The organism is Pseudomonas sp. EZ-C24 (assembly GCF_014525325.1).
Classification (GTDB): domain Bacteria; phylum Pseudomonadota; class Gammaproteobacteria; order Pseudomonadales; family Pseudomonadaceae; genus Aquipseudomonas; species Aquipseudomonas shirazensis.
The window spans coordinates 222,393-248,709 of sequence record NZ_JACDIU010000008.1 but is presented as its reverse complement, the minus strand read 5'-3'; the positions used below and the strand labels follow the sequence as shown (position 1 = coordinate 248,709).

The 26,317-nt window shown below is 62.3% G+C and carries 29 protein-coding genes; 10 read left to right on the top strand and 19 right to left on the bottom strand.

What is annotated here, in order from left to right; genetic code table 11:
• Window positions 1-316: 316 nt before the first annotated feature.
• Together mprF and IDM28_RS05950 are read left to right on the top strand one after the other, a co-directional pair.
• Window positions 317-2,959 carry a bifunctional lysylphosphatidylglycerol flippase/synthetase MprF gene (mprF, locus tag IDM28_RS05955; RefSeq protein ID WP_188035549.1) on the top strand — a complete coding sequence of 881 codons (2,643 nt, stop codon included), beginning with the start codon at window positions 317-319 and terminating at the stop codon, window positions 2,957-2,959.
• Window positions 2,959-4,251 carry a virulence factor family protein gene (locus tag IDM28_RS05950; protein ID WP_188035548.1) on the top strand — a complete coding sequence of 431 codons (1,293 nt, stop codon included), beginning with the start codon at window positions 2,959-2,961 and terminating at the stop codon, window positions 4,249-4,251. The genes mprF and IDM28_RS05950 overlap by 1 nt, the downstream gene beginning before the upstream one ends.
• Window positions 4,252-4,286: 35 nt before the next feature.
• Here IDM28_RS05950 and IDM28_RS05945 read toward each other — a convergent pair whose 3' ends face one another.
• Window positions 4,287-6,185, bottom strand: a complete 1,899-nt coding sequence (locus tag IDM28_RS05945; RefSeq protein WP_188035547.1) for a potassium transporter Kup — start codon at window positions 6,183-6,185, stop codon at window positions 4,287-4,289.
• 234 nt (window positions 6,186-6,419) lie between these two features.
• Between IDM28_RS05945 and rimO the strand changes: the two genes are divergently transcribed.
• The 5 genes from rimO to tsaA all read left to right on the top strand — a co-directional run bounded on the left by rimO (window position 6,420) and on the right by tsaA (window position 10,331).
• Entirely contained in the window at window positions 6,420-7,757 is a 1,338-nt protein-coding gene (gene rimO / locus IDM28_RS05940; protein ID WP_188035546.1) for a 30S ribosomal protein S12 methylthiotransferase RimO, read from the top strand.
• A gap of 88 nt (window positions 7,758-7,845) precedes the next feature.
• The gene (locus IDM28_RS05935; RefSeq protein WP_188035545.1) at window positions 7,846-8,328 is read left to right on the top strand and encodes a GNAT family N-acetyltransferase; all 483 of its coding nucleotides are present in this window, start codon (window positions 7,846-7,848) and stop codon (window positions 8,326-8,328) included.
• A gap of 79 nt (window positions 8,329-8,407) precedes the next feature.
• The gene (locus tag IDM28_RS05930; protein ID WP_101317371.1) at window positions 8,408-9,118 is read left to right on the top strand and encodes an rRNA pseudouridine synthase; all 711 of its coding nucleotides are present in this window, start codon (window positions 8,408-8,410) and stop codon (window positions 9,116-9,118) included.
• 49 nt (window positions 9,119-9,167) lie between these two features.
• Entirely contained in the window at window positions 9,168-9,629 is a 462-nt protein-coding gene (locus IDM28_RS05925) for a DUF1456 family protein (RefSeq protein ID WP_101317369.1), read from the top strand.
• Window positions 9,630-9,635: 6 nt separating this feature from the next.
• Window positions 9,636-10,331: a tRNA (N6-threonylcarbamoyladenosine(37)-N6)-methyltransferase TrmO gene (tsaA, locus tag IDM28_RS05920; RefSeq protein WP_188035544.1), complete on the top strand. Its 696-nt coding sequence runs from the start codon at window positions 9,636-9,638 to the stop codon at window positions 10,329-10,331.
• A gap of 75 nt (window positions 10,332-10,406) precedes the next feature.
• Here tsaA and fpr read toward each other — a convergent pair whose 3' ends face one another.
• Window positions 10,407-11,186 carry a ferredoxin-NADP reductase gene (gene fpr, locus IDM28_RS05915; RefSeq protein ID WP_101317365.1) on the bottom strand — a complete coding sequence of 260 codons (780 nt, stop codon included), beginning with the start codon at window positions 11,184-11,186 and terminating at the stop codon, window positions 10,407-10,409.
• Window positions 11,187-11,307: 121 nt separating this feature from the next.
• On the opposite strand from fpr, the gene finR reads away from it, so the two are divergent.
• The gene (gene finR / locus IDM28_RS05910; RefSeq protein ID WP_101317363.1) at window positions 11,308-12,234 is read left to right on the top strand and encodes a LysR family transcriptional regulator FinR; all 927 of its coding nucleotides are present in this window, start codon (window positions 11,308-11,310) and stop codon (window positions 12,232-12,234) included.
• Here finR and IDM28_RS05905 read toward each other — a convergent pair.
• The 3 genes from IDM28_RS05905 to IDM28_RS05895 form a co-directional block, all read right to left on the bottom strand.
• Window positions 12,231-12,593 carry a diacylglycerol kinase gene (locus IDM28_RS05905; protein ID WP_101317361.1) on the bottom strand — a complete coding sequence of 121 codons (363 nt, stop codon included), beginning with the start codon at window positions 12,591-12,593 and terminating at the stop codon, window positions 12,231-12,233. The genes finR and IDM28_RS05905 overlap by 4 nt on opposite strands.
• A 72-nt stretch (window positions 12,594-12,665) precedes the next feature.
• Window positions 12,666-13,316: a response regulator transcription factor ErdR gene (erdR, locus tag IDM28_RS05900; protein ID WP_101317359.1), complete on the bottom strand. Its 651-nt coding sequence runs from the start codon at window positions 13,314-13,316 to the stop codon at window positions 12,666-12,668.
• Window positions 13,317-13,392: 76 nt separating this feature from the next.
• Entirely contained in the window at window positions 13,393-14,103 is a 711-nt protein-coding gene (locus IDM28_RS05895; protein WP_150570870.1) for a tRNA-uridine aminocarboxypropyltransferase, read from the bottom strand.
• A 191-nt stretch (window positions 14,104-14,294) separates the two neighbouring features.
• Here IDM28_RS05895 and IDM28_RS05890 point away from each other — a divergent pair, with 191 nt between their 5' ends.
• On the top strand, window positions 14,295-14,714 hold the full coding sequence (locus tag IDM28_RS05890) for a quorum-sensing-regulated virulence factor family protein (RefSeq protein ID WP_101317355.1): 420 nt from the start codon (window positions 14,295-14,297) through the stop codon (window positions 14,712-14,714).
• 19 nt (window positions 14,715-14,733) lie between these two features.
• Here the strand turns inward: IDM28_RS05890 and IDM28_RS05885 are convergent, their stop codons facing one another.
• A complete protein-coding gene (locus tag IDM28_RS05885) occupies window positions 14,734-14,922 on the bottom strand; it encodes a hypothetical protein (protein ID WP_101317353.1) in 189 nt (62 codons plus the stop codon).
• A 235-nt stretch (window positions 14,923-15,157) separates the two neighbouring features.
• Between IDM28_RS05885 and IDM28_RS05880 the strand changes: the two genes are divergently transcribed.
• Complete coding sequence (locus tag IDM28_RS05880) at window positions 15,158-16,276, top strand: LOG family protein (protein WP_188035543.1); 1,119 nt, start codon at window positions 15,158-15,160, stop codon at window positions 16,274-16,276.
• Between the two features lie 10 nt (window positions 16,277-16,286).
• Here IDM28_RS05880 and recX read toward each other — a convergent pair whose 3' ends face one another.
• The 13 genes from recX to IDM28_RS05815 all read right to left on the bottom strand — a co-directional run bounded on the left by recX (window position 16,287) and on the right by IDM28_RS05815 (window position 26,310).
• Window positions 16,287-16,757, bottom strand: coding sequence for a recombination regulator RecX (gene recX, locus IDM28_RS05875; protein WP_188035542.1), 471 nt, complete (start codon window positions 16,755-16,757; stop codon window positions 16,287-16,289).
• 3 nt (window positions 16,758-16,760) lie between these two features.
• Window positions 16,761-17,822, bottom strand: a complete 1,062-nt coding sequence (gene recA, locus IDM28_RS05870) for a recombinase RecA (RefSeq protein ID WP_101317346.1) — start codon at window positions 17,820-17,822, stop codon at window positions 16,761-16,763.
• 102 nt (window positions 17,823-17,924) lie between these two features.
• Window positions 17,925-18,407 (bottom strand): CinA family protein, encoded by a 483-nt coding sequence (locus IDM28_RS05865; RefSeq protein WP_101317344.1) that lies wholly within the window; start codon window positions 18,405-18,407, stop codon window positions 17,925-17,927.
• Window positions 18,408-18,466: 59 nt separating this feature from the next.
• On the bottom strand, window positions 18,467-18,964 hold the full coding sequence (locus IDM28_RS05860; RefSeq protein WP_262499999.1) for a lysis protein: 498 nt from the start codon (window positions 18,962-18,964) through the stop codon (window positions 18,467-18,469).
• Window positions 18,961-19,509: a glycoside hydrolase family 19 protein gene (locus IDM28_RS05855; RefSeq protein ID WP_101317340.1), complete on the bottom strand. Its 549-nt coding sequence runs from the start codon at window positions 19,507-19,509 to the stop codon at window positions 18,961-18,963. Before IDM28_RS05855 ends, IDM28_RS05860 begins: the two co-directional genes overlap by 4 nt.
• A gap of 81 nt (window positions 19,510-19,590) precedes the next feature.
• The gene (locus IDM28_RS05850; protein ID WP_188035541.1) at window positions 19,591-20,625 is read right to left on the bottom strand and encodes a phage late control D family protein; all 1,035 of its coding nucleotides are present in this window, start codon (window positions 20,623-20,625) and stop codon (window positions 19,591-19,593) included.
• 21 nt (window positions 20,626-20,646) lie between these two features.
• On the bottom strand, window positions 20,647-20,856 hold the full coding sequence (locus IDM28_RS05845; RefSeq protein WP_101317336.1) for a tail protein X: 210 nt from the start codon (window positions 20,854-20,856) through the stop codon (window positions 20,647-20,649).
• A complete protein-coding gene (locus IDM28_RS05840; RefSeq protein WP_101317334.1) occupies window positions 20,831-21,676 on the bottom strand; it encodes a phage tail protein in 846 nt (281 codons plus the stop codon). The genes IDM28_RS05845 and IDM28_RS05840 overlap by 26 nt, the downstream gene beginning before the upstream one ends.
• A gap of 9 nt (window positions 21,677-21,685) precedes the next feature.
• A complete protein-coding gene (locus IDM28_RS05835) occupies window positions 21,686-23,509 on the bottom strand; it encodes a hypothetical protein (protein ID WP_188035540.1) in 1,824 nt (607 codons plus the stop codon).
• Between the two features lie 125 nt (window positions 23,510-23,634).
• The gene (locus tag IDM28_RS05830) at window positions 23,635-23,937 is read right to left on the bottom strand and encodes a phage tail assembly protein (RefSeq protein ID WP_101317330.1); all 303 of its coding nucleotides are present in this window, start codon (window positions 23,935-23,937) and stop codon (window positions 23,635-23,637) included.
• 10 nt (window positions 23,938-23,947) lie between these two features.
• Window positions 23,948-24,457: a phage major tail tube protein gene (locus IDM28_RS05825; RefSeq protein WP_101317328.1), complete on the bottom strand. Its 510-nt coding sequence runs from the start codon at window positions 24,455-24,457 to the stop codon at window positions 23,948-23,950.
• A gap of 13 nt (window positions 24,458-24,470) precedes the next feature.
• Window positions 24,471-25,637: a phage tail sheath family protein gene (locus tag IDM28_RS05820; RefSeq protein WP_188035539.1), complete on the bottom strand. Its 1,167-nt coding sequence runs from the start codon at window positions 25,635-25,637 to the stop codon at window positions 24,471-24,473.
• 88 nt (window positions 25,638-25,725) lie between these two features.
• Window positions 25,726-26,310: a tail fiber assembly protein gene (locus tag IDM28_RS05815; protein ID WP_188035538.1), complete on the bottom strand. Its 585-nt coding sequence runs from the start codon at window positions 26,308-26,310 to the stop codon at window positions 25,726-25,728.
• Window positions 26,311-26,317 lie beyond the last annotated feature (7 nt).

Here is a 26,317-nt window from a genome sequence, read left to right as displayed (position 1 = left end):
CAGTCTGGTAGCTCGTCGGGCTCATAACCCGAAGGTCGTCGGTTCAAATCCGGCTCCCGCAACCAAATCGTCAGAACAAACCCCGCACTGTTTTAAACAGTGCGGGGTTTGTTGTTTCTGGGGTTCTGAAAATCCCCGATCAGCCTGCCCTCGCCTTTTGCCACACCCTGGCCAGCCCTAATGGATGAACTATCTTTAACCCCGTCGGACCGCTGCAAGCGCCTCCGGCAGGAGTAATATCCGGATACGTTTTCCTAAGGGACTTCCACTTGGCCGCACCTTTCTCTCACCTCGCGCTGTCGGCCCGAGGTAACTCATGACCGCCCATACCCCTGATCCCCAGACGCCACTCACCGCGGCGCTGCCGGTGGCTGCCCAACGCCTGCCCTGGCTCGAGCGACTGAGCCGGTATCGGCAACCGATCGTTCTGGTACTGACCCTGCTGTTGTTCGGCATGGCCTTGATTGCCTGCCGTCACCTGCTCAGTGAGCTGGATATCTATGCGCTGCACGACGCCATTCTCAGCGTGCCGAAGCAGGCCATGCTCGGTGCACTGCTAGCGACCGTGGTCGGCTTCGTGATCCTGCTTGGTTATGAATGGTCTGCCAGCCGCTACGCCGCCGTTAAGCTGCCAGCCGCAACCCTGGTGCTGGGTGGTTTCAGTGCGTTCGCCATTGGCAATGCAATTGGCCTGTCGATACTGTCGGGTGGCTCGGTGCGTTATCGGCTGTATGCCCGCCATGGTCTGGGTGCCGGTGAAGTGGCGCGGATGACGGTATTCGCCAGCTTGTCGCTGGGCTGCGCCCTGCCCCCCTTGGCAGCACTGGCAACGCTGAGCAACTTGCCTGCGGCAGCAATCGCCTTACGCATGCCGGCCGGTGTATTGGCGGCCATCGCCATTGCGGTACTGATGCTGAGTGCACTGCTGGTCGCCGGCCTCTATCGGCGCCGGTTGGCCGAGCAGCCGCTGGCTGACAGCCTGCTGGTCAAGCTCGGTCGGCGCACGCTGCGCCTGCCCGGCGCGCGCCTGACCGGCCTGCAACTGCTGATCACCGCACTTGATGTTGCGGCTGCCGCCACAGTTTTGTATCTGCTGCTGCCTGAGGCGCCGCCGTTTGGCGCGTTTGTGCTGGTGTACCTGCTGGCACTGGCAGCGGGCGTGCTCAGCCATGTGCCGGGTGGCGTCGGTGTGTTTGAAGCGATCCTGCTGGCCGCTTTTGCCGATCAGCTTGGCGCGGCGCCACTGGCAGCAGCGTTGTTGCTGTACCGTTTGATCTACGTGGTGTTGCCGCTGCTGCTGGCCTGCGTTCTGCTGCTGGCCAACGAAGCCCGCCGCTTGCTGTTCGCCCAGCAGGCACTGAAGGCCGCTTCCGGGCTGGCTGCACCAGTGCTGGCGATTCTGGTGTTTCTGTCCGGCGTGGTGCTGCTGTTTTCCGGCGCCACACCGGAGATCGACACGCGCCTCGAACACATGGGCTTTCTGGTACCGCACCGGCTGATCGACGCCTCGCACTTCGGCGCCAGCCTGATCGGCGTGCTTTGCCTGCTGCTGGCCCAGGGCCTGCGCCGACGTCTGTCCGCTGCCTGGTTGCTGACCACGGTGTTGCTGTTGGTGGGCGCGCTGCTGTCGCTGCTGAAAGGCTTCGACTGGGAAGAAGCCTGCGTGCTGACGTTCACCGCAGTCCTGCTGGCGGTGTTCCGACGCTCGTTCTACCGGCCGAGCCGCCTGCTCGAGCTGCCGTTTTCGCCGGTGTATCTGGTCGCCAGTGCTTGCGTTATCGGCGCATCGGTCTGGCTGCTGCTGTTCGCCTATCAGGACGTGCCCTATAGCCATCAGCTGTGGTGGCAGTTCACCCTCGATGCCGACGCCCCACGCGGCCTGCGCGCAGCCATGGGCAGCGCGGTGCTGCTGGTGTTCGTCGCCCTGACCTGGTTGTTGCGCACGGCGCGGCCGGTGATCCATCTGCCGACCGCCGATGAGCTGGAAAGGGCCCGGCAGATCCTGCTGGCGTCCGATCAACCAGACGGCGGCCTGGCCCTGACCGCCGACAAGGCGCTGCTGTTCCACCCCAACGACAACGCCTTCATCATGTATGCCCGCCGTGGCCGTAGCCTGGTCGCACTATACGACCCGATTGGCCCTGCCCAGGAGCGCGCCGAGATGATCTGGCAGTTCCGTGACCTGTGCGACGTGCACCATGCCCGCCCGGTGTTCTACCAGGTACGCGCCGAGAACCTGCCTTTCTACATGGACATCGGCCTGACCGCGCTCAAGCTTGGCGAAGAAGCGCGGGTTGATCTGCGCCGCTTCGATCTGGAAGCCAAAGGCAAGGAGATGAAAGACCTGCGCTACACCTGGAACCGCGGTGGCCGCGACGGCCTGAGCCTGGAAGTACACGAACCTGGCCAAGCACCCATGGACGAGCTCAAGGAAATCTCGGACGCCTGGCTCAGCGGCAAGAACGTGCGCGAGAAAGGCTTTTCGCTGGGCCGTTTCAGCCCGGAATACCTACAGCACTTCCGCATCGCCCTGATCCGCTTCCAAGGTCGCCCGGTGGCGTTCGCCAACCTGCTCGAGACACACAGCCTGGAGCTGGCCAGCCTCGACTTGATGCGCGCGCACCCTGAAGCGCCGAAGCTGACCATGGAGTTCATGATGATCGGCTTGATCCTGCACTACAAAAACCATGGCTACGGGCGTTTCAGCCTGGGCATGGTCCCGCTCTCCGGCCTGCAGCCGCGACGTGGCGCACCGCTGACCCAGCGCCTGGGTTCGCTGGTGTTCCAGCGCGGCGAGCAGCTGTACAACTTCCAGGGTCTGCGCCGTTTCAAGGACAAGTTCCAGCCAGACTGGGAACCTCGTTACATGGCCGTGCCAGCCGGGCTGGACCCGCTGGTGGCATTGGCTGACACTGCCGCCCTGATCGCTGGCGGCCTGACTGGATTGGTGAAACGCTGATGATTCGACGCTATTGGCACTACCTGTTGATCGCTTTGTTGCTTGCCCTGGCGGGTGCCGCCGTGTGGTTCTGGTTGTGGACCCGGCCGGCGCCGGAGGCTCAGGTCGAGCACCTGACCCTGACCGATGGCAGCAGCCTGGTTCTAGCCACACCTGCAGTCACCGCCAAAACCCGCGTGGCGATTGGCGTGCCTGAAGATCAGGCGCTCAGCGACAAGCAACTGCTCGACCTGAGCCAGGCCGGCGAAGCGCAGCTGGTGCAGGTGACCCTGCCACCTGTCGATTGCGCCAAGCAGCAACAGGCGCTGGATCAGGCCATCAGCCATCTGGGCGGCGCACCGACCGTGGTTGCCGGCATCGGCCCTGGCGCAGCGCAAGCCTGGCGCTGGCTGTCCAGCCAGACCGATGACAAGGCCCGCGCCATCTCGGTCGACTTCAAGCTTGAGCAACCCGGCTGCCCGGCACTACCGAAAAGCGCTGCCCATGGCCACTGGAATGTCGCCTGGAACGACAACCCGGATGACGCCAGCGCCGCCTTCGTCCGTGATCAAAGCAACGCCGAAACCAGCATCAGCGACTACGACATCCATCTGCCGCAGGTGCTCAAGGGTCAGCTGACCCAGGTTCTGGTCGGCCACGACGGCAACGCGCTGAGCATCCCGGTGGTGGAAGTGCCTGCCGGGCAAACCACTGATACCGTGACCCTGTTCCTTTCCGGAGATGGTGGCTGGCGCGACCTTGACCGCGATGTAGCAGGCGAAATGGCCAAACTCGGCTATCCGGTGGTCGGCATCGACACGCTGCGCTATTACTGGCAGCACAAGACCCCGGAACAGAGCGCCATCGACTTGTCCGAACTGATGCAGCACTACCGGCAAAAGTGGGGCACCAAGCGCTTTGTCCTGACCGGCTATTCGTTCGGCGCCGACGTACTGCCGGCGATCTACAACCGCCTGCCAGAAGAAGATCAGCAGCGCGTGGATGCGGTGATCCTGCTGGCGTTTGCCCGCAGCGGCAGTTTCGAGATCGAAGTCGAAGGCTGGCTTGGCAAGGAAGGCCAGGAAGCACCGACCGGCCCGGAAATGGCCCGTATGCCTGCGGCCAAGGTTGTATGCATCTATGGTGTCGAAGAGGCCGACGAGAGCGGCTGCACCGAGCACACTGCAGTTGGCGAGCGCCTGAAACTGCCGGGTGGCCACCACTTCGATGAGAACTACCCGGCACTGGCCAAGCGCCTGATCGGCGAGATCGAGACGCGCCAGGGCAAAACCAACGTAGCTGAACAGAACTGAGTAGTAATCGGGGCCGCATTGCGGCCCCGGTTACTTCAGATCTCGACCTGAGTGCCCAGTTCGATCACCCGGTTCAACGGCAGGTTGAAGAAGCGCAGGTTGCCGTTGGCGTTCTTCAGCAAGAATGCGAACAACGCCCCGCGCCAGCGCGCCATGCCTTCCAGACGTGAGGCGATAACCGTCTCGCGACTCAGGAAGTAAGTCGTGCGCATCGGGCTAAAGTCGAGCTCGTCCAGATGGCACAAGCGTAGTGCCTGCGGCACGTCCGGCTCGTCCATGAAGCCAAAGTGCAGGAGCACCCGGAAGAACCCATCGCCATAGGCTTCGACCTCGAAGCGCTCTTGCTCCGGCACCCGCGGCCGGTCTTCGCTGACTACCGTCAACAACACCACCTGACGATGCAGAACCTGGTTATGCAGCATGTTGTGCAACAGCGCATGAGGCACGGCGTCTGGCCGCGCGGTCAAAAACACCGCAGTGCCCTCGACCCGATGCGGCGGCTGCACGCGGATGCTGCTGATGAAGATCGGCAGCGGCAGCGCGGCTTCGTCAATGCGCTCCACGAGGATCTGCTTGCCGCGCTTCCAGGTCGTCATCAACAACAGCAAGGCAATCGCTGCCAATACCGGGAAGGCGCCGCCCTGCACTACCTTGGGCAGGTTGGCGGCAAAGAACAGCCCATCGACCAACAGGAAGCCGATCAGGATCGGCACTGCCAGAAGTGGCGGCCATTTCCACAACAGCAGCATCACCGTCGCCACCAGCAGTGTGGTCATCAGCATGGTACCGGTCACCGCTACGCCGTAGGCCGCAGCCAACGCGCCGGATGATTCAAAGCCGATCACCAGCAGCACAACGCCGATCATCAGCGCCCAGTTCACCGCACCAATGTAGATCTGCCCCTGCTCGTCGCTGGAGGTGTGCTGGATCTGCATGCGCGGGATGTAACCAAGCTGAATCGCCTGGCGCGTCAACGAGAAGGCTCCAGAAATCACGGCTTGGGAAGCGATCACCGTGGCCAGGGTGGACAAGCCGACCAACGGCAACAGCGCCCAGCTCGGAGCCAGCAGGTAGAACGGATTGCGCGCCGCTTCCGGGTCTTGCAGCAGCAATGCGCCCTGCCCGAAGTAGTTCAGCACCAGGGCCGGCAGCACCAGGATGAACCAGGCGCGGGCAATCGGTTTGCGGCCAAAGTGGCCCATGTCGGCATACAGCGCCTCGGCGCCAGTCAACGCCAGCACCACCGCGCCGAGAATGGCCACACCCATGCCCGGATGCACCACGAAGAAGTTGACCGCCCAGGCCGGGTTCAGCGCCTTGATCACCTCCGGGCTCTGCACGATGCCATGCAGGCCGAGCAGCGCCAGCACCGCGAACCAGAGCACCATCACCGGCCCGAACAGGATGCCGATCTTGGCCGTACCGTGCTTTTGCACCAGAAACAGCGCCACCAGCACCACCACGGCAATCGGTACCACCCAGTGGTCAATGCCATCGAACGCCAGCCCCATGCCCTCGACCGCCGACAACACCGATACCGCCGGGGTAATCAGGCTGTCGCCATAGAACAACGAGGCACCGACCAGGCCGCAGCCGATCATGACGATGCGCAGTTTCGGATAAGGCGCTGAAGCCCGCGTGGCCAACGCGGTGAGGGCCATGATGCCGCCCTCGCCCTGGTTGTCGGCACGCAGAATGAACGTCACATACTTGAATGACACCACCCAGATCAGCGACCAGAAGATCAACGACAGGATGCCGAGCACACCATCATGGTTGACCGGCACCCCGTAGCCGCCGGAAAACACTTCCTTGAGCGTATAAAGCGGGCTGGTGCCGATATCGCCATAGACCACCCCAACAGCTGCCACCAGCAGGCCAATCGGGCGCGCGACCCCTTGCCCCGATTGGGCGTGACTGCTTGCCTGAACCATCGACCACTCCCGCAGACGGCCACATCGGACCAATAGAATTCGAACCCGCAGCCAGGTCCAACATGGACCTCGCTGCAATGGCGCGAAGCATAGCGCAGCGTTCGTCGTATTTCTGCTGGTCAAGCGACCTTGTGCTCGCTAGAATTGCGCACTTTTTGATCAGAGGCGCCGCTAGCGCCCGTCACGATTGCTGCGCCACCGGCGCTGCAGCCGCATTCAATACCGAGGTTAGCTATGTCCACCACCCCTGCTTCTACCGTGCCCAAGGTAGGATTCGTTTCGCTCGGCTGCCCCAAGGCTCTGGTCGACTCTGAACGCATCCTCACCCAGCTGCGCATGGAAGGCTATGAAGTCGTGCCGACCTACGAGGACGCCGACGTCGTGGTGGTCAACACCTGCGGCTTCATCGACAGCGCCAAGGCCGAGTCGCTGGAAGTGATCGGCGAAGCGATCAAAGCCAATGGCAAGGTCATCGTCACCGGCTGCATGGGCGTCGCCGAGGGCAACATTCGTGACGTGCACCCAAGCGTGCTGTCGGTTACCGGTCCGCAGCAGTACGAGCAGGTGGTCAACGCCGTGCACGAAGTGGTGCCGCCGCGCCAGGACCACAATCCGCTGATCGACCTGGTGCCACCGCAAGGCGTCAAGCTGACCCCGCGTCATTACGCTTACCTGAAGATCTCCGAAGGCTGTAACCACAGCTGCAGCTTCTGCATCATCCCGTCGATGCGCGGCAAGCTGGTCAGCCGCCCGGTAGGTGACGTGCTGAGCGAGGCCGAGCGCCTGGTCAAGGCCGGGGTCAAGGAGCTGCTGGTGATCTCCCAGGACACCAGCGCCTACGGCGTCGACGTCAAGTACAAGATCGATTTCTGGAACGGCCGCCCGGTCAAGACCCGCATGCTCGAGCTGTGCGAAGCGCTGAGCAGCCTGGGCGTCTGGGTGCGTCTGCACTACGTGTATCCATACCCGAACGTCGACGACGTGATTCCGCTGATGGCCGCTGGCAAGCTCCTGCCGTACCTGGACATCCCGTTCCAGCACGCCAGCCCTAAAGTGCTCAAGTCGATGAAGCGCCCGGCGTTCGAAGACCGCACCCTGGCGCGGATCAAGAACTGGCGCGAGCAGTGCCCTGAGCTGGTGATCCGCTCAACGTTCATTGTCGGCTTCCCGGGCGAGACCGAAGAAGACTTCCAGTACCTGCTCGACTGGCTGACCGAAGCCCAGCTCGACCGCGTCGGCTGCTTCCAGTACTCGCCGGTCGAAGGCGCGCCGGCCAACGATCTGGGCCTGGATGAAGTGCCGGACGACATCAAACAGGACCGCTGGGACCGTTTCATGGCCCATCAGCAAGCCATCAGCGCCGCCCGTCTGCAACTGCGCATCGGTCGTGAGATCGAAGTGCTGATCGACGAAGTCGAAGAACAAGGCTCGGTTGGCCGCAGCTTCTTCGATGCCCCAGAGATCGACGGTAGCGTGTTCATCGATGGCGACCATGGCTTCAAGCCGGGCGACAAGGTCCGTTGCCGGATCGTGGATGCCGACGAATACGACATGTGGGCCGAGCCGGTCTGACGATTGCTTGGGGCCGTATTGCGGCCCCAACCAGCAAAGCCTGCACTAAGCATCTATGGTTCTGCAATCAGCACCAGAGACTGCCGCGATGCCAGCCCTGTTCACCCTGCAAACCCCTCGCGCCAGCGACTACCCGGAACTGATCCGCGTCTGGGAAGCTTCGGTCCGCGCCACCCACGACTTTCTCCCGGATGCCTACATCCTGCTGCTGCGCGATCACATCCTGGCCAAGTACCTCGATGCGGTCATGCTGATCTGCTGCATGGACGTGCGTCAGCGCATTCTCGGCTTCGCCGGGGTCGCCAATGGTCAGGTCGCCATGCTCTTCGTCGGCCCCGAGCACCGCGGTAAAGGTGTCGGCAAGCGCCTGCTGCGCCACGCCATCAGCGAACTGAACGCCGACCATCTGGACGTCAACGAGCAAAACCCGCAGGCGCTGGGCTTTTACCTGCACGAGGGCTTTGCAATTATCGGACGCTCGGAGCAGGACGGCCTCGGTCAGCCGTATCCCTTGCTGCACCTTCGTCTGCGCGACCGCAGTGGCGACCACGGTGCTGACAAACACCGTTAAAGCAGCAGATTCCCGGCCCTCAACAACGCGCGGGCAGGTACAATGGCAGGTCTTAATCTGCCTTTAGCGAATCGTCTCCATGTCTGAACCCGTACGCCTGTCCAAACGCCTCATCGAGCAACTCGGCTGCTCCCGCCGCGAGGCCGAGCAGTACATCGAAGGCGGCTGGGTGACGGTGGATGGCGTGGTCGTCGAGCAGCCCCAGTTCAAGGTCGAGGGCCAGCAGGTCGCCCTGCTGCCAGGGGCCCGCGCCGAGGCGCCGGCACTGGTGACCTTGCTGCTCAATCAACCCGCCGGGATGGACCCGGAAAGCGCCCGCGCGAGCATGGTCATGGCTACCCTCAGCGAAGCCCACAGCCAGGATGTGCGCCCGTTGCACAGCCACTTCACCCGCCTGACCTGCATGGCGCCGCTGGAGCGCGGCGTCAGCGGCTTGCAGTTGTTCACCCAGGACTGGAAGGTCAGCGGCAAGATCGAGCGCGACCTGCGCAAGCTCGAGCAGGAATTCATCATCGAGGTGCGCGGTGAAGCCACCCCGCAAGCCTTTGAGCGGCTTGCCCGTGGCGTGTCGCGCAATGATCGCGAACTGCCCAAGGCCAAGGCCAGCTGGCAGAACGAAACCCACCTGCGCATGGTTGTGAAGAACCCGCAGCGCGGCGATATCAGCGACCTGTGCGCCAGCCTGAAGCTGGAGATCGTCAGCATGCGCCGCATCCGCGTCGGCGGTGTGTCGATGGGCAAGCTGCCGCTGGGCCAATGGCGCTACGTAGCAGCAACCGAACGTTTCTAAGGAATACCGCCGCGCCAGCTCGGCGCGGCTTTGAACAGGATTTGCAACAATGAACCACAATGACGTCCTGCGCAGCATGCGCTACATGCTCAAGGTCAATGACGCCAAGATCATCGAGATCGTCGGCCTGTCCGGCCTTACCGTGTCCGCCGACGAAGTCGCAAGCTACATGAAGAAAGAAGAAGAGGAAGGCTATGTGCGTTGCCCGGACGCAGTCATGGCGCACTTCCTCGATGGCCTGGTGATCCATCGCCGCGGCCGCGACGAGTCGCGCCCACCGCAGCCGATCGAAGTACCGGTGACCAACAACGCCGTCCTGAAAAAACTACGGGTCGCCTTCGAGCTTAAAGAAGACGACATGCACGCGATTCTGAAGTCGGTCGACTTCCCGGTGACCAAGCCAGAGCTGAGCGCCCTGTTCCGCAAGGCTGGCCATGACAATTACCGCCCGTGCGGCGACCAACTGCTGCGCAATTTCCTCAAGGGCCTGACCCAGCGCGTGCACGGCTGAGTGAGCATGCAGCATAGCGTGGCGCCGGTTGGCATTGTCCGCTCCTGCTTCAAGGAGAAGTTCGCCATCCCCCGCCAGCCTCAGCTCGCATTGGCGGCGCGGGGCGTGCTCGAGCTGTTGCCGCCGTTCGATCAGGGTGATGCGGTGGCAGGCCTGGAGCAGGTCAGCCATGTCTGGCTGCTGTTTCTGTTTCACCAGGCGCTGGAAGACAAGCCACGGCTCAAGGTCCGCCCTCCCCGCTTGGGCGGCAACAAGAGCATGGGCGTGTTCGCCACCCGCGCCACGCATCGGCCCAACGGTATCGGCCAGTCAGTGGTGCGCCTGGAAGGGGTAGAGCCTGGGCGCTTGTTGCTGTCCGGGATCGACCTGCTCGACGGCACGCCAGTGCTGGATATCAAGCCGTACGTGCCCTACGCAGATTGCGTCAGCGATGCGATCAACCTGATGGCCAGCGCGGCGCCTGCACCGATCAGCGTGGCCTGGGCTGACGCGGCCTTGCTGCAAGCCCGTGAGCACGCGCTGCGCCTGGGTGAGCCGCTGGTTGAGCTGATTGAGCAGTGTCTGGCCCAGGACCCGCGTCCGGCCTACCAGGTACCGCCACCGGAGCGCGTCTACGGGGTCAAGTTCTGGGATGTACAGGTACGCTGGCACTACCCGCAACTGGACCGGATCCAGGTGCTGGAAGTCACCCTCGACAGCTGACCGCAGGCGGCCACCGGGCAAATCTCAGGCATAAAAAAACGCAGACCTCGGTCTGCGTTTTTTGTCGCGCTCGCCTTACTTCTCGACGAAAGCGCGCTCGATCAGGTAGTCACCCGGCTCGCGCATCCGCGCCGACACCTTCAGACCGAAGCTGTCGAGCACTTCGCTGGTTTCATCGAGCATGCTTGGGCTACCGCAGATCATCGCACGGTCGTCCTGCGGGTTGATCGGCGGCAGACCGATGTCGCTGAACAGCTTGCCGCTGCGCATCAGGTCGGTCAGGCGGCCTTCGTTTTCAAACGGCTCGCGGGTAACGGTTGGGTAGTAGATCAGCTTGTCACGTACCGCCTCACCGAAGAACTCGTTCTGCGGCAGGTGCTCGGTGATGAACTCGCGGTAGGCGACTTCATTCACGTAGCGCACACCGTGAACCAGGATCACTTTTTCAAAGCGCTCGTAGGTTTCCGGGTCCTGAATGACGCTCATGAACGGCGCCAGACCAGTGCCGGTGCTGAGCAGGTACAGGTGCTTGCCCGGGTTCAGGTCATCCAGTACCAGGGTGCCGGTAGGCTTTTTGCTGATGATGATCTCATCGCCTTCCTTGAGGTGCTGCAGCTGCGAGGTGAGCGGGCCATCCGGCACCTTGATGCTGAAGAACTCCAGATGCTCTTCCCAGTTCGGCGAAGCAATCGAATAGGCGCGCATGAGCGGACGGCCGGTTTCTTGCTGCAGACCGATCATCACGAACTGACCGTTCTCGAAGCGCAGGCCCGGATCGCGGGTGCACTTGAAGCTGAACAGGGTGTCATTCCAGTGGTGGACACTGAGGACACGTTCGTGGTTCATGTTGCTCATCTAAGGTGGCTCCTGAAGAAAGACGCAGCGCGGACCAAGCGCACAGTTACGCAATAGTTTAGGGGCAGCGACGATATCTGTTAAGTTGATTATCAAGATATGTCTTATCGGTTATATAGATATGCGTTTTACACTTCGTCAACTGCAGGTTTTTGTCGCGGTAGCCCAGCACCAGAGCGTGTCCAAAGCCGCCGGCGTACTGGCTTTATCGCAATCGGCGGCCAGTACTTCGGTGACCGAACTGGAGCGCCAGTCCAGCTGCCAGTTGTTCGACCGCGCCGGCAAACGCCTGAGCCTCAATGCACTGGGTCACCAATTGCTGCCCCAGGCAGTGGCCCTGCTCGACCAGGCCAAGGAAATCGAAGACCTGCTCAACGGCAAGTCCGGTTTCGGCTCACTGTCGGTGGGGGCAACCCTGACCATCGGCAATTACCTGGCAACCTTGCTGATCGGCAGCTTCATGCAGATGCATCCGGAGAGCCAGGTCAAACTGCATGTACAGAACACTGCGCACATTGTGCAACAGGTTGCCCACTACGAAATTGATCTGGGTCTGATCGAAGGTGACTGCAACCACCCCGACCTTGAGGTGCAGCCGTGGGTCGAGGACGAGCTGGTGGTGTTCTGCGCACCGCAGCATCCACTGGCCAAGGCTGGCCGGGCAGACATTGCCACACTGTCCCAGGAGGCGTGGATCCTGCGCGAGCAGGGCTCGGGCACGCGGCTGACGTTCGATCAGGAAATGCGCCACCACCGCGCCAACCTGAACATCCGCCTTGAGCTTGAACACACCGAAGCGATCAAGCGCGCAGTCGAGTCGGGGCTGGGCATTGGCTGCATCTCGCGGCTGGCACTGCGCGATGCATTTCGCCGTGGCAGCCTGGTCGCCGTGGAAACACCGGAGCTGGATCTGTCGCGGCAGTTCTACTTCATCTGGCACAAACAGAAGTACCAGACCTCAGCCATGCGCGAGTTTCTTGAACTGTGCCGCAACTTCACCGCCGGTGTGCGTCGCAGCGACGAGATCGTCCTGCCGCCGATTGCCTAGAGCAGGATCACGCCCCAGACCAGCGCCACCATCAGCAGCGACACGAACTGGGCAGCGCTACCCATGTCCTTGGCGTTTTTCGACAGCGGGTGGCGGTCCAGCGAGATGCGGTCGATGGCCGCTTCGATCGCCGAATTGAACAGCTCGACGATCAGCCCGAGCATGCACACGGCAATCATGATGGCCCGCTCGGCGCGGCTGACCGGCAGCCAGAAGGCAGTTGGCACCAGCACCACATTGAGCAGCACCAGTTGGCGAAATGCCGCTTCGCCTTTGAATGCTGCGCGCAGCCCATCCAGCGAATAGCCGGCGGCGTTGAAGATACGTTTAAGGCCGGTCTGGCCTTTGAATGGCGACATGGGCGTCACTTCACGAGAAAAAGGCCAGAAGGCTAGCCGGAGCCGGGTCAAAAAAGCGTGAAGCCGCAGGTTTTAGTTGCTGGCAACTGATTCAAGCTGTTGCAGCAGCAGCGCGGCCTGGGTCCGGGTACGCACGCCGAGCTTGCGGAAGATCGCCGTGACGTGGGCCTTGATGGTCGCCTCGGAGACGCTCAGCTCGTAGGCAATCTGCTTGTTCAGCAAACCTTCGCAAACCATGGTAAGCACCCTGAACTGCTGCGGCGTGAGGCTTGCCAGGCCTTCACTGGCGGCTTTGGCTTCGGCTGAAACATCGACTTTCTCGAATGCCTGTGGCGGCCACCACACCTCACCATCGAGAACTTTTTGCACGGCGTCCTGGATCTGCTCGAGGGTGCTCGACTTGGGAATGAAGCCACTGGCGCCAAACTCGCGCGACTTGACCACCACCGCCGCTTCTTCCTGGGCCGAGACCATCACTACCGGAATCTGCGGATACTGCCCGCGCAGCAGAACCAGGCCGGAGAAGCCATAAGCGCCTGGCATGTTCAGGTCGAGCAGGACCAGATCCCAGTCGGACTTGTCGCCGAGGTGGGTTTCCAGCTCGGCGATGCTCGCCACCTCGACCAGCCGCACGTCCGGGCCCAGGCCCAGCGTGACCGCCTGGCGCAAGGCGCTGCGAAACAGCGGGTGGTCATCAGCGATGAGGATTTCGTAAGTGGCCATCGATCAATCGATCCTGTTCTGTGCCGAGGCACGGTGCTCGTCATTATGAAGCAAACCCGGCCGGCTGCCCCTTGGACTATAGAAAGGTATGCAAGCGCTGATGCGGTTCATCCTGCAGGTCCAGCGGCAGATGCCGCTTGGCGCTCAGGTAATGCAAGCTGAACACGTCCAGATAGGCATCCAGTGCTTGCGCCGCACGCACGTCACCAGCCAGTTCCAGGCACATCGCCGCCACTTCGGCAGTGCAGAAGTGATCATCGCGCTTGGAGCGGCGCAGCCGGTAGCGCGACATCTGTTCGGCTTCCAGGCTGAGCACCGGGAAGCGGTCCAGATACGGGCTTTTACGGAACATCTTGCGCGCTTCGGTCCAGGTCGCGTCGAGCAGGATGAACAGCGGACGCTTGCCGGGCGGCAGGCTGACCTCATTGACCACCCGCTGCTCGGCGACGAACTCGCCGGGGAAGACGATGTACGGTTGCCACTGCGGCTGTTCCAGCAGCGCCAACAAGGCGGGATCGACCGCCGTGCGCTGCCAGCCAAAGGCCGAGGTGTCTTCGATCAAATCAGCGATCAACCAACCGGTATTGGTCGGTTTCAATGGCTCGGTGTCATGCATCAGCAGGCACACGCCCGCTTCAGCCGTGACGGTAGGCTTCAGCGCACACAGGCAGTGACTGGCAATGACCCGACAGTGGGCGCAGCGCACCGCGCGCGAACCACGCGCTACAAAGGGTTTGACGCTACGGGCCAGGCGCTCGGCGCGCAGCCGCGCCACCGCATGGCTCACGAGGCCACACCGCAGGACAGATTAACGATGATCACTTCAACAACTCGGCACAAATCGAAGGCGCCAGTCTATCAGAGCAGCGCTGTTTTGCCGTGCAGCGCCTGCGCGCCTTATAATCAAGCACTCGGCGCCAACGGAACGCCAGCCGCAGGTGCCGGTCAAAGCGCCAGTCATTGAATCAGGAGAGATCCATGCTGCGTGTTATCGTCCCGACCTTGAGCCTGCTGCTCATGTTGCCCATCGCAGCCCAGGCTGCGTCCAAGCAAGAGTATGAGTTGACTCAGTTGTTGCAGAAGGTCGCCAAGGAAAGCAGCGTCGGCACCCCTCGCGCTATCAACGAAGACATCCTCGATCAGGGTTACACCGTTGAAGGTAAAGCGCTGATCAACCACCTGAGCGTACGCCAGGAGCATGCCGAGCGCATGCAGAGCAACCCGCAGCAGGTGCGCAGCCAACTGGGCGACAGCGTTTGCCGCAACAATGGCTACCGTCAGTTGCTGTCCAAAGGCGCGGTGCTGGTTTACCGCTTCACGGTGTACAAGAGCAACAGCCCGGTCATGGACCAGGCCTTTGATGCTGCCAGCTGCACGGCCGGCAACAAGAAGAAGTGATCGTCTGCCGCTGACGGCCTCACTTGGCGCGCCGCTGCTCGTCTTCGGCGCGCAACTCTGCCAGCAACGCCTGCAGATACCTCGAGTGCCCTTCTGCGCCGCCCAACCGGCGCCGGCACTCGACTTCCAGACTCCAGTGATGCGCGCGCGCAGCGTTTTCCAGCAGCCGGTATAGCTGTTGGTCGACTTCGATAACCAAACGATGCATCTGGCCACCTCCCGCGCCTGGCGCTGTGCTGCTGGTTGCAAGTGACTGCCCCGCACTTCAAGTGAACAGCATCGCACTGGCAGTGGCTCGCGTCCCGACCAGCGGACTGCTCCAGCACAATCACGCCACAACGTCTAAATTGTTATTCAGCCCTTGTGCCTTTTTGCCAAGCCCGGCCCATGCGCCGCCTGGTAGAAACCGGCACTGAAGGTCCTGCTGCACAAGGAGGAGTTGTATGCCCTACCAAGCCAACGAGCTTCTGTTGACCCACTTCAAGAACAGCGGCATCGATCTGAGCAACATCGACCTACAGCTACAACAGGTGGCTCCCAACAGCACCAACCTGCCGCTCTACCGCGACATGATGCTGACCGTGCTGCGCATGGCACAGGACGACAGCAACCGCTGGAACGCCAAGATCACCCTGCAGGCCCTGCGCGAACTCGACCACGCCTTCCGCACCCTCGAGCGCTACCGTGGTCGGCGCAAAGTCACCGTATTCGGCTCCGCGCGCACGCCGCTGGAGCACCCGATGTACGCCCTCGCCCGCGAGCTGGGTGCCTGCCTGACGCGCAATGAGCTGATGGTGATCACCGGTGCCGGCGGCGGCATCATGGCTGCGGCACACGAGGGTGCCGGCACCGAGAACAGCCTGGGATTCAATATCAGCCTGCCCTTCGAGCAACACGCCAATGCCACCGTCGATGGCACCGACAAACTGCTGCCGTTCCACTTCTTCTTCATCCGCAAGCTGTTCTTCGTCAAGGAAGCGGACGGCTTGGTGCTCTGCCCCGGCGGCTTCGGCACGCTAGATGAGGCACTGGAGGTCCTGACCCTGATCCAGACCGGCAAAAGCCCATTGGTGCCGGTGGTGCTGCTGGACTCTCCCGGAGGGACGTTCTGGCGAGATTGCCTGGCGTTTATCAGCCGGCAACTTGAAGAGAACCACTACATTCTGCCCCGTGACCTGAAGTTGGTGCGGCTGGTGCACAGCGCTGACGAGGCGGTGGAAGAGATCACCCAGTTCTACAACAACTACCACTCCAGCCGCTGGCTGAAGAATCAATTCGTCATTCGCATGCATCACCCGCTCAGCGAGGCCGCGCTGTTCGACGCCCAGGAGGCATTTGCCGATCTACGCCTGAGCGGCACATTCCAGCAGCAAGCCGATGCCAGCGCAGAACACGAAGTGGATAGCTTTGATCATCTGACCCGGCTCACCTTCGCCTTCACCGGGCGTGACCAGGGACGCTTGCGGGAGCTGATCGACTTTATCAACCTTAGCGAAAACTGGGCCAGGCCAGAGCCGATACAAACCACTCAACGAGCCCGCCAAGCGCTGAAAGCCAGTTGATCAGGGAGATTCAGTAGTCGTCCAGGTCTCGGCCGTTCAACAGGCGGCCGACCAAGTCCATGGCAAAGCCACGGTAGACCAGAAAGCGGGTTTGCTGTGCGCGAGTGCGCGGATCACGAGGGAGCTGCCCGGCAAACTTGCGCTGCCAGACATCCTGCAACCGTGAAGCCCAGTTCACCCCGCTGTCACGCAGGGCCTGCTCGACATCAGCACGGTTGAGGCCACGCTGGGTCAGCTCTTCACGAATACGTGCAGGGCCATAACCGGCGTTGGAACGATAGGCAATGAAACTCTCGAGATAACGGGCTTCACTGAGTAAGCCGTCTTCGGTGAGCCGATCGAGCGCAGGCTCGATCAGGTCATCTGTAGCACCGCGCTGACGCAACTTGCGCGTCAGCTCCACGCGACCATGCTCGCGGCGCGCGAGCAGGTCCATGGCTGTCCGCCGAACCGCAACCGGGGTGTCGAGTACGGCGGGCATGGGTCAAGCTTCTGCGTCGGCGTCGGCACCCGCTGGCTCGGCAGCAGCGGCTGCTTTGCCGGCTGCAGCAACAGCACCCAGGTTGAGCAGCTTGTCGCGGATCTGCTTCTCGAGGTCTGCACCAACGGCCGGGTTGTCTTGCAGGTACTTGGCGGCGTTGGCCTTGCCCTGACCGATCTTGTTGCCCTGGTAAGCGTACCAGGCACCGGATTTCTCGATCATGCCGTGGGCAACGCCCAGGTCGATGATCTCGCCGTTACGGTAGATACCCTTGCCGTACAGAATCTGGAATTCGGCCTGACGGAACGGCGGCGAAACCTTGTTCTTGACGATCTTGACGCGGGTTTCGCTGCCGACCACCTCGTCGCCTTCCTTGACCGCGCCGGTACGGCGAATGTCCAGACGTACCGAAGCGTAGAACTTCAGCGCGTTACCACCGGTGGTGGTTTCCGGGCTGCCGAACATCACGCCGATCTTCATCCGGATCTGGTTGATGAAGATGACCAGGCAGTTGGCGTTCTTGATGTTGCCGGTGATCTTGCGCAGCGCCTGAGACATCAGACGTGCCTGCAGACCCACGTGCATGTCGCCCATTTCGCCTTCGATTTCAGCCTTGGGTACCAGCGCTGCCACGGAGTCGATGATGATCACGTCTACTGCGTTGGAACGCACCAGCATGTCGGTGATTTCCAGCGCTTGCTCGCCGGTGTCCGGCTGCGAGACCAGCAGGTCTTCGACGTTGACACCCAGCTTGCCGGCGTACTCTGGATCCAGCGCGTGCTCGGCATCGACGAAGGCGCAGGTGGCGCCGGCTTTTTGCGCTTCAGCGATGACCGACAGGGTCAGCGTGGTTTTACCCGAAGACTCTGGGCCGTAGATTTCGACGATACGGCCCTTCGGCAGACCGCCAATGCCCAGCGCGATGTCCAGGCCCAGCGAGCCGGTGGAAATAGCAGGCATGCCCTGGCGATCCTGATCGCCCATGCGCATGACCGCGCCTTTACCGAATTGACGTTCGATTTGACCCAGGGCCGCAGCCAAGGCGCGCTTCTTGTTGTCGTCCATTGAAATCCTCACGTGATCGACTGGCCCTGACGGCCCGAATAACTGTATAAGTAGCCAGTATTATTCCACAGCAAGGCGCCTGAGCAAACCCCTGTTGGCAATTTACTCGGTGCCAAGCTGTAACAAGCCGTCTAGCGCGGCGATCACCGTTTGTCGGCGCACCGCTTCACGGTCGCCGGCAAAGTGCTTGCGCACACTGCTGACGCGGTCGCCATCAGCCCAGGCCAGCCAGACGGTGCCGACCGGTTTCTCTGCTGAACCGCCGCCTGGCCCGGCCACACCGCTGACGGCCACGGCAAAGCGCGCGCCACTGGCGGCTTGCGCGCCCCGCACCATGGCTTCGACAACCTCGCGGCTAACCGCGCCCACCTGCTCGAACAACTGCGCTGGCACGCCCAACTGGCGAGTCTTCTGGCTGTTGGAATAGGTCACGTAGCCGGCCTCGAACCACGCCGAACTGCCGGCAACCCGCGTGATGGCCTCGGCGATGCCGCCACCGGTGCAAGATTCGGCGGTGGTGACCTGCGCATTGAGCTGCTGCAGGTGCTCGCCCAGACTGCTTGAAAGAACGGTGATCGGGTCCATGGTCGGCTCCTGACGGGAATGCGCCCTACCCTATCACCCTGAGAGGGTCAGACAAGGGGTCAGCGTGTGAGTTCGCGGACGTAGTCCTGGCAGGCACGCAATGTGATCAATCCGCGGTCGCCGAAATCGGTGATGGCGATAATTCGTCGAGCATGCGCTGGCTCAAGTCGGGCGCGTACGGCGCCATGATCCACGCTGCCGGGGGCGCCGGCGGCGGGCACAGTGGCGCAAGCGCTGTCGCGCTCGACCAGGACCGACAACCGCAGATCAGCAGTGGCAAGCCGATCACGCAGGCGAGCCTGAATTTGTTGGGCATCGGAAAGCTCCTGAAAATATCGCGATTCGCTGACCTGTAGACGCTGCTGCAGGTCTTGCTGTCGGGCGCGCTCGGCGAGCAGCTGATCGGCCAGTGCATCAGCCTGCTGACGCATCTGTTGGGCGTGGCGGGTAGCCTGGTCGGCCAACTGCCGACCGTAACGCCACCCCTGGACCTGCCAGGCCAGCAAAGCGGATGCAAGCATGAGCAGCAGGCAGAGCCCCAGCCAGCTGCGGCTCAACAGAGCACCTCGCGTGCTCGAGCCCACAGCGCCAGGCGATCGTCCAGGCCATTCAGGCCGCCATTGATAAGACGGGTGATGCGGTTGAACTCGCCGCGATCCGCCAGCGCGTTGAGCCCGCGTGAATGCCAGAACCAGGCCGCCGACTCGCAGGCCCAGCGCGGTTGTTCGAGCAACTGCGGCTGCGCCAGCAAGCGCTCGTCGCCAAACAGGGCCCGACTACAGGCCTGATAACTGTTGCGGCCGGTGATCTGAATCAGGCCGCGACCGCAGTACAGCTGGCCATCACCGTCAGCCTGCGGCGTATTACCCAGACGCCGCGCAAGGCTGCCGGTGTCGTAACGGGAGAGGTAGCGATCGCCGCCCAGCTCCTTCACATAGCGCAGTTGGCCGGATTCATGGCCGATCTGTGCGAGAAACGCCGCGATGCGCCTCGGATGATCGATTTGCCAACGAGGCAAAGCTTCGTTGAGCGCTGCGAGAAAGGTGCCGACCCGCTGGCCGGCGAGGGGAAATATCTGGCTGAGTTGGCCTTCGGTAAGCATGCTGCACCTCCTTGTTTAACAAAAAAAGCCCAGGACGAGGTCTTGGGCTTGAGCCGCAACGATGAGCCGCGCACACGTTGCTCAGACCTTGATAGCCGTGCCTCGCCGCGGCGCGACGCCCTTATTGTTGGATTTGCCCTCGCGGCCTCCATTGCAGTGCACCGTGGTCTGCCAACCGCTGTTGGTGAACAGCTGTTCAACCGAATCGATCAGGTACAGCCCGTCCAGCCCGGCGCAGAAGCCGCTGGTTTCGATGCTGCGCTCGGCAAACAGATCGGTTCGTCCGGCCATCTCCAGGCGCAGGCTGGCGGTGCCACGGTTGAAACTGGCCAGCCGCGCCCTGGCGGCCTGTTCGGCAGCGGCGCGATTGGGGTAGACGTGGCGGTCGGTATGCACCGGCTGGTCGTCCGGCGACACCGCGCTGTTAGCCACCTCGACCACCTGCAGCGCGCCGCTGGCAGGGTCCTGGTGACGGGTACGTACGGCCTTGTGGGTCTGCTGGTCATCCAGCCGGAACTGCCATTTACTGACCATGCTGCGGTCAAGCGTGACCACGCCAAGCGGCTTGCCGCTGGCGCTCTTGCCAGCCTGGCGAGGCAGCACCAACAACTGGCCGTTGGCGAGTTTGGCGGTGCAATCGTAGAGCCGCGCCAGACGCGTGATGAAAGCCAGATCAGACTCCGCGTACTGGTCGACCCGCGCGACCAGCACGGTCAGCGGGCACACCGCCTGCCAGCCGTTACGCGCAGCAATTTCACTGACGATCCGTTGCAGCGGCAACGCTTCCCAACTGCCGCTGCGGGTGGTCTTGCCGCTGCCGCAAAGGTCGCTGGCCTTGCCGCGGATGACGAGGGTGTCAGGCGGACCGGACAGCTCGACTTCATCGACCGTAAAGCGTCCAAGCCGGGTCAGCGGTTGCCCGGCATAGCCGAGATGAACCTCGATCGAGGCGCCTCGGGAAGGTAATGCAAGTGCGCCGTCGCGGGCGTCGATACGCAGTTCGAAATCATCTGACTGCATGCCCGGCTTGTCGCTGGTGCGCAGCAGTAGCAGGCGCTGGTTGATCAGCGTGGTGATGTCGTTGCCGTCGGCAACGATACGAAACTGTGGTTGCATGGGGGTGGCTCCGAAGCAGGGTCAGTCCCACAACTGGACCGTTGTGCCGGCAGCGGCGTGCGGGAGGTCTGGCAAACTGATCAGCACCCCGCCGGCAAACGGCTGGGTCTCATCTGCCAAGCCGTAGTTGGCCGCCAGGACTGCCTCGACGCTGCCGTTGAGGTGGCCGTAATAGTGCTGGCAGAGGCTGTCGAGCAGGTCCCCCTCAGACGTCATGCAGGTCTTGCCCATAGCTGATGAACTCCAGTGAGAAGGTTTGTTTACGCGGGATTCCGCCGGCCAGCAGGCTGCTCTGCTCTTCTTCAACGCTGGTCAGGCACCAGTTGCCAAGCACCTCGCCGTACCCGCTGATCAACGACAGCGGCAGCAATTGCCGACCAATGCTGCGCAGTGCCTGCAACTGGCCGAGCCCGCCTTTGAAGGTGGGGAAGATCGCCCCACGGATACTGATGGTCTCCTCGCCGAGGCCCACCGCCTGTTGCGCGCTGGCGCGGCTTAGGCGCTCCTGGCCCGCCCAGCGAAAGCGAGTCTGCCGCCGCAGTTGGTCGAACGCGGCGGTATCCAGGTTGAAGTAGTACGCCGCGGCGCCGGGCTTGAGCGGTTGCAACACGAGCAGGTGGGCAAACGGCTTGACCGCCTCCGCTGCCGGGGTGCTGTCGGGGGCGAAGCCCAGGGTCGAGAGTGCGCCGGTAACTGCCGCGCGCACGCCCCCCACCACCCGACGCACCGCGGCCCCGGCTTTGTCCACTTGCTCGGCGAAGGTGCCGAGGCGATCACGCACCTGGCGCACCACGCTGAGGGTCTGATCGTATTTGTCGATGACCTTGGCCACCTTGGCCTGGGCCGAGGTGATTGCGCGCAAGCTGCGTTGCAGGCGCGCACCGATTGCCGGCCCCACTACCGGCAGACCCTCCAGGCTGGCGACGGCGCCTTGTACATGGTCGATGGCCTGATCCATCGGCTCGAGCATGGCGTCGGCCCGCCGACGCCCCGCTTCACCCGCCTTGACCAGCGCGTGGAGGCCAGCCTGCAGCTGTTCCTGATAGTTCATGAGTGGTCCTCAAATTGAAACGTGGGGTGTTTCAAACATCTGCACTGCGCGGGCCTGACGCATCAGCTCTTCCAGCTGACCACGGGCTATCGCCTCCAACTGGTGCAGCGTGCTGGGGTCATAGAGGCTGTTGTTGAAGGTGACCGGCATATTGGCGGTGAAGGTGACTTGCTGATTGATAGTGGGAGTGGGTGCTGTTGGCGCGGTCTGTGCGGGATCGGTCAACAGCGTTGGCTGCTTGGCACACTCGGCCAACGATCGGGATGCGTCTCCAAGTGATGTCGCCGGGTCGGATTCGCGATGGGCCGCAGCCTGCTCAGTTGGAGGCGCTTCTGAGGTCACCAGCCTGGCCAGCCAACCGCCAATCTGCTCGCCACCCATGCTCCCCAAAACGCCGCCGACCAGCCCGCCGATAGCAGTCCCGATCACCGGCACCACCGAGCCGATTGCAGCGCCTGCGGCGGCGCCGGCCAAGCCTCCGCTCAAGCCGCCCAGAGCGGTGCCATAGCCTTCGATCTTCTGATTAGTCGTGGCATCGCTGCTGTAGGTTTCGGCGAGTTGAAGGGTGGTGTCCAGCAGTGTCAGGCCTGGAACTCCTTTCCAGGCTTTGCGTGGCTGGAGGAGGGGTGAGCTGGAGCCGACCTTGGCAGAGCCAGTCCGCAACAGACCTGGTTCAGCACTGGAAAAGCTTGCCGCTCCAGCCTGTATGTATGAAGGGGCCAATGAAGCGGCGGACCAGCCATTGACTGGCGTCAGAGGGAAAACTGTCGCTGCCGCTGGATTGAATGACCGGCCTATACCGATAAATTCAACTGTCGATGACGGCGCATCCGATTCAATTCTCTTATCGCGTGTTTGTTGCTCCGGTTGCCCCGAACCTGCAGAGCTTGGCGCGGATCCCGCTTCACCTGCTTGCGCAACTGAGAACGCGTTCGATGCGGTCGGCTTTGGCTCGTCCTGGAAAAAATCATGCAACTTGCCGCCTGCCAGCCCACCCAGGATGTCGCCGACGAAGCCGCCGATCACCGGCGCATAGCGTTGAAGTCGCTTGTTCTTGGAAAATGCGTTTGCGAGTGCTGTTGCGGTTAGCATCCCGCCTAATCCCCCCGCTGCCGCAGCAACCCCCTCGACCTTCTCCTTGCCATCCTCACCTGCGACCAATGCCTTGCCACCAGTGAGCGCAGCGCCAACCACGCCTGCGCCGAAAACGTCACTTACAGCCTTGAACGCCCGCAATCGTCCAAATGCAGAAGCTTGTTGGCTCACTTCATAGCCCGTGCGGGCAGAGATGATGGCACCTGCCGCAAGCGCTGCGAGCATCCCAGCCTTGTTATTTGCGCCTGCCGCAGGCGCCGCCTGGCTCCCGGCTTTTTCAGCATCCTCTCCCTTGAGCGTCACCAGAAGCTCCGCCCCCGCAGCGGAGCGCTGCTCTGGCACGGGTGAGGCACTCTTCTCAGGGGAATATTTCAAAGGCGCGCGCCACTGCGCTGGCTGATCCTGCCGCTTGACCCAGATCAGGCCAAATATCACCTGGTCCAGCCGGGTCAAGTTTTGATGCAGGCGACCCAGCTGATCGTTCACAGGCGCTAGCATCAGACGCTGTGCGCCTGGCCCCTGCAAATGATCCGGCTCGGTCGAATTGCCGATTAGATGCACCGGTTCAAGCACAGGCCGGACACCAGTCCATGCACCGAGAATCAGACCGAGCCGGGTGGTATTCATTTGCTTGCGTAACAGATCGATGCTGATGCGCAGCGCGTCAAGCGCAGCCCCCAACGGCGGGCTGAAGTTGACGCTGAGCCCCAGGTTGAATGGCCCTATTGTCTCTGCCATGGCTTACTCCTGCTCATTCCGAAAGCCACCAGACCATGTCGCTGTACGACATGGTCATGATTTCGCTCGCGGAAAAATTCAGCTCCTTGGCCAGCCGCTTGGCAGCGGCCTTGTGCCGGGCCGGGTCAAAGTTCGTCGTCCTGCACCAGGCGAAAATAGCCCGCCTGCAGACGGCTGTAGTCCTTCAGGGCCAGGCCTTCGAGGTCCTTGATACCGACCTCGGCCAGCGAGGCGAACAGGTTCAGCTCACGCTGTTCGTCATCATTGGCGCCGCCCGCCTGGGCGTTGCGGATATCGCGCACGGTGGGTGCGCGCAACGACAGGCTATCGACCTGGACGCCGTTGGCCTGGCTGGGCCGGGACAGCTGCACGCTGACGCGTTCAGCGCTCAGGGTCAGCCATTGCGGCAGTTTTTTCGCTTGAGCCATGGGCTTCTCCTTAAAGGCCGAGCGCAATGCGTTGCGCAGTCAGTTGATCGACACCATTGATCACGCGCTTCATACCCAGCGCATCGATCTCGTAGACCAGTCGGCCATCGACTTCGAGCTTGTAGTAGGTCACGGCCACGCTGTGCTTGATTTCAGCTTTGTCACCGGACTTCCAGTCGCCCATATCGACTTCCTTGAGGGCGCCGCGCAGGGTCACTACCACCGGATTGATCTTGCCCTTGAGGCCTTTGAAGGCGCCGCGGAAGGTGCCGTTGAAGCCACTGCCATCGGCCAGGCCGAAGAACTTCAGGGCGTCGCGGCGCACACCGGTGGTGGTGAACGCCGCCTCCTGTTTCTCCATGCCTTGGTCCATTTCGACCGGCATGTCCATGCCGCCTGGGCGGTGCTCTTCCATTTTCAGGGTGAGCTTGGGCAGGGTCAGGCTGGGTACATCGCCCTGGAAGCTGACGCCATCGACGAACAGGTTCAGGTTGGCCAGGGTTTCGGGAATCATTGCCATGTTGATGCGCTCCTTAAGCGACGGAATCGAGGACTTCGGTCAGCCACTGATTGGTGACTTCAACGCGGAAGTTGGGGTTTTCAGCAGGTGGGACGTCGGTGAAGCGGATGTTCCAGTACACCTTGCCCTGCTCCAGCTGGCTGGCCGTGTTCAGCTCAGGGTCGGCGAACACCTCGAAATTGATGATCGCGCCCTGGTTCTTCAGGTCGCGCATGAACGCCTGCAGGCCCTCGGTGACGTCCTTGACGTAGGTCGCGGTAATGGCGCGATCGACCGCCCATTTGTGGCCATAGAGGATCGCGTCCATGACGATATCCATGGTCCGCACACGGGTGACGAAGGCCCACTTCGCGTCGGCCGACAAGGTGCGGTTGCCCCACAGGCGGAAGCCGTCATCGCGAATGATGGTGGCGATATTGGCGTTGTTGAGCAGGTTGGCCCGGCAGGTTTCGTCACCGTCGAGGAATTCGATCGGGCGACCGGTGCCGGTGATACCGACGAACTCCTTGTTCGATGGTGAGGCCCAGAAGCCGTACTCCGCGTCGGTCCAGGCGAACAGCCCGGCCACATAGGCCGAGCCAGGCGCGTCGACCGTGGCGTTTTTGCTGGTGTCCCAGTACTGCACACCCGGATCGACCATATAGGCGCGCTTGGCGCCGAACTCGCCGGCGTAGGCGATGACCGCTTCATCGGTGGTGTTGGGGCCGTCGATGATGGCAATTGCGCGCAGCTTGTCAGCCAGCGCCACCAGGGCAGTAGCGACCGCCTGGGTCGCGCTGTGCTTGGGGGTGACCAGCAGGCGCGGCTGGGCGTTGAAGCGGCTTTTGCCGTCGAGAAGTGCCTGCAAGCCGGTCCGCTTACCGTCCGCCGAGGTGCCGCCGATGATCGCCGAGGTCTGCTCGGCAGCGTCCTCGAGCTTGGCCACGCCGCAGGCGACAATCACCGCCTTGGCACGGGTAAAGACGGCTTGGCAAGCCTTGGTGATTGCCGCGTCAGGGCCAAACGCGGCAATCGCCTCGCGCTCGCTGGTGATCAGCATCAGATCATTGGGCTGCGCGGTAAGCGCTGGCGCCGGGGTGAAGGTATCGACCAAACCAATGATCGAGGACGACGGCAAGGCAATAGTGCGCGCGCCGGTGTCGACGTTTGTTACGGTAACGCCGTGAAAGAAGCCAGACATAGACTCTCCAGATATGAAAAGGCCCCGCGTCAGCGAGGCCATTAGGGGTACAGCAGAAAAGCAAACGCCCCGTCGGTGCGGGGCGTTATTAGCTGAGTCGTGCCGCATCAGGGCTAGGCGGCCAGACGACCGAGGCGGGGAAACTGTCTTGCTGCTCAATGCGACCAAGACCAACCCGGTAGTGCTTCCAAGCCCTAAGTAGCGCTTGCTCATCTTCAGTAGACGCCCCCAACTCTACGGCATCCTGTAAGGGGGCCATGGCGACTGCAGCAACTACCAATCGTTCGTCGCGCAGCGCCAGTACGTGGGTCCGCTGGGCTTGCAGCTGTGTCGCTGAATCGAGCACCCACGTCCCCTCGTTCCAGTAATGAAACTCGCCTGGATAAGGCTGAGTGGTCAGCGATACGGGCAGCGCGCCCAGCTCTGCGTACTCCAGCGCTTCGCCTGTGTGGATGCAGTAAACCGTACCGCGCTGATCCTCGACCTTTAACCACACGTTTTGATCGATACTGCGAACGACCGCGAAACCTTGTTGTGCCGCAGGTGGTGCGTCCAGGTATGCACAGGCCGGTACCAGCCAGTTTCCCTCTTCAAGTGGGTCGGGATCGGCAAGGCCGAACGCCATGAATTCGCGGGTGGTAGGGTGGACATGATAGATCGTAGGTTCGTCCATAAGGCCT